The sequence below is a fragment of the Burkholderia sp. 4NA327C6 genome (assembly GCF_005502655.1).
Taxonomy (GTDB): Bacteria; Pseudomonadota; Gammaproteobacteria; order Burkholderiales; family Burkholderiaceae; genus Burkholderia; species Burkholderia contaminans.
The window spans coordinates 1-3,793 of the sequence record NZ_SCNZ01000104.1 but is presented as its reverse complement, the minus strand read 5'-3'; the positions used below and the strand labels follow the sequence as shown (position 1 = coordinate 3,793).

General features: G+C 61.9%; 6 protein-coding genes. 2 read left to right on the top strand and 4 right to left on the bottom strand.

Annotation, left to right across the window (positions count from 1 at the left end; translation table 11 throughout):
• Positions 1-131, bottom strand: a 131-nt coding sequence (locus FFS49_RS41575) for an SDR family NAD(P)-dependent oxidoreductase (protein WP_137951081.1), incomplete at its 3' end; no start/stop codon positions are given.
• A gap of 164 nt (positions 132-295) precedes the next feature.
• On the opposite strand from FFS49_RS41575, the gene FFS49_RS41570 reads away from it, so the two are divergent.
• Together FFS49_RS41570 and rlmJ are read left to right on the top strand one after the other, a co-directional pair.
• Positions 296-1,267: an aldo/keto reductase gene (locus tag FFS49_RS41570; RefSeq protein WP_105818764.1), complete on the top strand. Its 972-nt coding sequence runs from the start codon at positions 296-298 to the stop codon at positions 1,265-1,267.
• Positions 1,268-1,379: 112 nt separating this feature from the next.
• Positions 1,380-2,225, top strand: coding sequence for a 23S rRNA (adenine(2030)-N(6))-methyltransferase RlmJ (gene rlmJ, locus FFS49_RS41565; protein ID WP_039339194.1), 846 nt, complete (start codon positions 1,380-1,382; stop codon positions 2,223-2,225).
• 15 nt (positions 2,226-2,240) lie between these two features.
• Here rlmJ and FFS49_RS41560 read toward each other — a convergent pair whose 3' ends face one another.
• The 3 genes from FFS49_RS41560 to cueR all read right to left on the bottom strand — a co-directional run bounded on the left by FFS49_RS41560 (position 2,241) and on the right by cueR (position 3,490).
• Positions 2,241-2,609 carry a hypothetical protein gene (locus tag FFS49_RS41560; protein ID WP_171026922.1) on the bottom strand — a complete coding sequence of 123 codons (369 nt, stop codon included), beginning with the start codon at positions 2,607-2,609 and terminating at the stop codon, positions 2,241-2,243.
• A gap of 114 nt (positions 2,610-2,723) precedes the next feature.
• Positions 2,724-2,870 (bottom strand): DUF3563 family protein, encoded by a 147-nt coding sequence (locus tag FFS49_RS41555; RefSeq protein WP_006478295.1) that lies wholly within the window; start codon positions 2,868-2,870, stop codon positions 2,724-2,726.
• Positions 2,871-3,085: 215 nt separating this feature from the next.
• On the bottom strand, positions 3,086-3,490 hold the full coding sequence (gene cueR / locus FFS49_RS41550) for a Cu(I)-responsive transcriptional regulator (RefSeq protein ID WP_105818765.1): 405 nt from the start codon (positions 3,488-3,490) through the stop codon (positions 3,086-3,088).
• Positions 3,491-3,793: the final 303 nt, after the last annotated feature.

The following is a 3,793-nucleotide window of genomic DNA, read 5'->3' as shown; positions in this document are numbered from 1 at the left end:
GCGCCGTCCTGGTTCAGGTCGGCGATCGCGACGGCCGCGCCCGCTTTCGCGAGCTCGAGTGCGATTTCCTTGCCGATGCCGCTCGCGGCGCCCGTGACGACTGCGGTCTTGCCGCTCAGATCTGCTGCCATGTCCGTCTCCTCCCGTTGTCGGATCGATAAAACAAGCGCCCACCGCATCCGCTACCGTCGCGCGAACGTGCCTGCGGGCCAGCCGTCATTGTGCACGATCGGCCCCGCCGTTCGCGCGCAAAACGTCTAAGCTTAAGGTCGGTTCTGTCACGCAGGAGATTCGCATGCACTATCGACGGCTAGGCCGCTCTGGCCTGCAGATCAGCGAGCTTTCGCTCGGTTCGTGGGTGACGTACGGCAACCAGGTCGACCAGCGGGTCGCGCGCGAATGCCTGGCTGCAGCGCGCGACGCAGGCGTCAATTTCTTCGACAACGCCGAGGTCTATGCCGGCGGCAAGTCCGAGGAAATCATGGGTCACGCGCTCAAGGCGCTCGACTGGCCGCGCATCAGCTACATCGTGTCCACGAAGTTCTTCTGGGGGCTCGCCGAAGCGCCGAACCAGTATCACACGCTGAACCGGAAATACCTGCTGAACGCCATCGACGGCTCGCTGCGCCGGCTGCAACTCGACTATGTCGACCTCGTCTATTGCCATCGTCCCGACCCAAACACACCGATCGAGGAAACGGTCTGGGCGATGAGCGACATGATCGTGCGCGGCAAGGCGCTGTACTGGGGCACGTCGGAATGGAGTGCCGACGAGATCCGTGCTGCGTGCGAGATCGCCGAGCGGCATCACCTGCACAAGCCGGTCGTCGAGCAGCCGCAGTACAACCTGTTCCACCGTACGCGGGTCGAACAGGAATATGCGCGGCTCTACGAAGACTACGGTCTCGGCCTCACGACCTGGAGCCCGCTGGCATCGGGCCTGCTCACCGGCAAGTACCGTAACGGCGTGCCGCCCGGCAGCCGCGCACAGCTACAGGGTTACGACTGGATGCGCGACCGCCTGACCAATCCGGCCGCCAACGACATCGTCGAACGGCTCGGCGCAATCGCAGCCGAGCTCGGCTGCAACACGGCCCAACTCGCGATCGCATGGGTACTCGCAAGTCCGCGTGTGAGTTCGGTCATCACGGGCGCGTCGCGGATCGAGCAGATCAGTGACAACATGCGCGCGCTCGACGTTGCCGCGAAGCTGACGCCGGATGTGAAGCAACGCATCGAGGAGGTGGTCGGCGATGCGTACGAGTAAGGCGATGCGCGGCCACTCGCGTACAATACGCGGCCTGCATCGGCGCCCGGCCTGACGGCCGCGCACGATCGATCGCATTCATCGATTCACCTTTCGTTTCAGGCAGCCCGCCATGCTCAGTTATCGTCACGGTTTTCACGCAGGCAACCACGCGGACGTGCTCAAGCACGCCGTCGTCGTCCAGCTGCTGCGCTACCTGAACAAGAAGGACAAGTCTTACTGGTACATCGACACGCATGCGGGTGCCGGGGTGTACTCGCTGCGCGACGGCTACGCGGCGAAGACGTCGGAATTCGACACCGGCATCGGCCGGCTGTGGAACGAAAAGAACCTGCCGGAGGCGCTGGGCGACTATGTGGATGAAGTTCGCGCACTGAACGATGACGGTGAACTGCGCTTCTACCCGGGTTCCCCGTACATCGCATGGCGATCGATGCGCGAGCAGGACCGCATGCGCCTGTTTGAAATGCACACCACGGAAATCGACGTGCTACGCCACAATTTCCGTGATGCGGGGCGACGCGCGATGATCTTCGCCGGCGACGGCTTCGAAGGCATCAAGGCGCTGCTGCCGCCGCCGCCGCGACGCGCACTCGTGCTGATCGACCCGTCCTACGAGGACAAGAAGGATTACGCGCGCACGGTGGCGTGCGTGACGGAGTGTCTGAAGCGTTTCGCGACGGGCTGCTATGCAGTCTGGTACCCGCAGGTAACCCGGACGGAATCGCAGCGCTTTCCCGAGCAGTTGAAGCGCCTGCAACCGAACAACTGGCTGCACCTGACACTGACGGTGTCGAATCCGCCGACTGACGGGCTGGGTCTCTACGGCAGCGGGATGTTCATTCTGAATCCGCCGTATACGCTCGCCCAGAGCATGAACGAGGCACTGCCCTACCTGGTCGAGAAGCTCGGACAGGATAGCGGCGCCCGCTGCCAGATCGAGCACCGCGGAAACTGATCGGGCGACTGGCCGTTACGGCTGTGGTCTCGGCGCGAGCCTCGGCTGGTTGGCCGGCTGCCCACCCCACGCGGGGACATTGATATACGGCGCGACGAACAGCGGAACCGACGTGTTCGGCGCCTGCCCCGCCGGAGCCCGCATCCCTGCCGGCTCGACGATCGGCTCGGAAGACAACGGTGCCGTCTGCAGTACCAGTCCGCCCTTGCCGTCCTGGATACCCCGTTGCGTATCGAGAATCAGCGGCTTGGACGACGTCGCGGCAACAGCCGCGAGTCCGTGGACAAGCACTGCCGCGCCCACAACGAGACGCGCGCGGGCACTTCGACGCACATCGAGACGCAAACGCATGATCGTGTCCTTCAGGATGAAAAGCAGGTGCATACCATAGCGCTGCACTGACGATTGCGCCAGATCCGGCGCACAAAAAACAAAGCCCCGTCAAATACGGGGCTTGCTTATCGTTCGGTGCCACATGGCACCTGACGGTGACTCCGATTACAGCGAGTAGCCGTTGGTTTCCAGCGAGCGGATGCGGCTTTCGAGCTGGACGATGTCCGACGAAGTTGCGAGGTAGGCCTCACGGCGTTCACGTTCTGCGGATTCGAACCAGTTGCTCAGCTTTTCGACGATGTAGGCGATCATGACGTTCTCCAAGGAAGGGGGACCCCTGGTGAATCGATGTTCAGGGATTTCCCGTATAGGGTTATCCCGAATTATAGCGATGCCGCACCAAGATGCTAATGAAATACTTGCATGGCAACCATTCCCTTTCGGAATGGCCAACCACAAAAACATCATAACCCATTGATTTTTATGGAAAACGAATCGAAGCCCGATTGTGGCCTCGAGCGCACGCACTAATTTGGTTCACCGATGGGGCCGGATAGACGCGCCAAAATCGGGCATTCGGGCCGCCCGTCACCATGGCAGTGCGCAGCAAGATCCACCAGTGTGTCACGCATGTCGCTCAGCTCGGCGATGCGCTTGTCGAGCTCGGCCACGTGCTCGAGGGCAATCGACTTCACTTCGGCGCTCGCGCGCGAATGGTCTTGCCAGAGCATCAGGAGCTTGCGGATGTCTTCGACGAGAAAGCCAAGGCGTCGCGCCTGACGGATGAAGCGCAGGATATGGATCTCGTCTGCGCCGTAGATCCGGTAGCCGGCGTCGGTACGCTTGCTCGGCGCCAGCAGGCCGACCTGTTCGTAGTACCGGATCATCTTTGCGCTGACTCCGGATTCGCGCGACGCGTCGCCGATATTCATCCCCGCCCTCTCCATCAAGCCCTGGTTTCGAACATGAACGTCGACGTGTGCAATCGCCGACGGCATGTCGATCGTATCAAATCGCGTGGCTTCGTTCCGGGGTAAGGATTGACTGCAGGTTGGCGGCTGGTTGATCGGACGTGCGTGCCGTTGGGATGTGATGAATGGAGCACTCTTTTCTCACCACACATGCATTTCCGCCGCGCCAATGCAAAAACCCCCGCCTTTCGGGCGGGGGTTTCTGGCTTAGGGAGCCTGACGATTACCTACTTTCACACGGGAATCCGCACTATCATCGGCGTA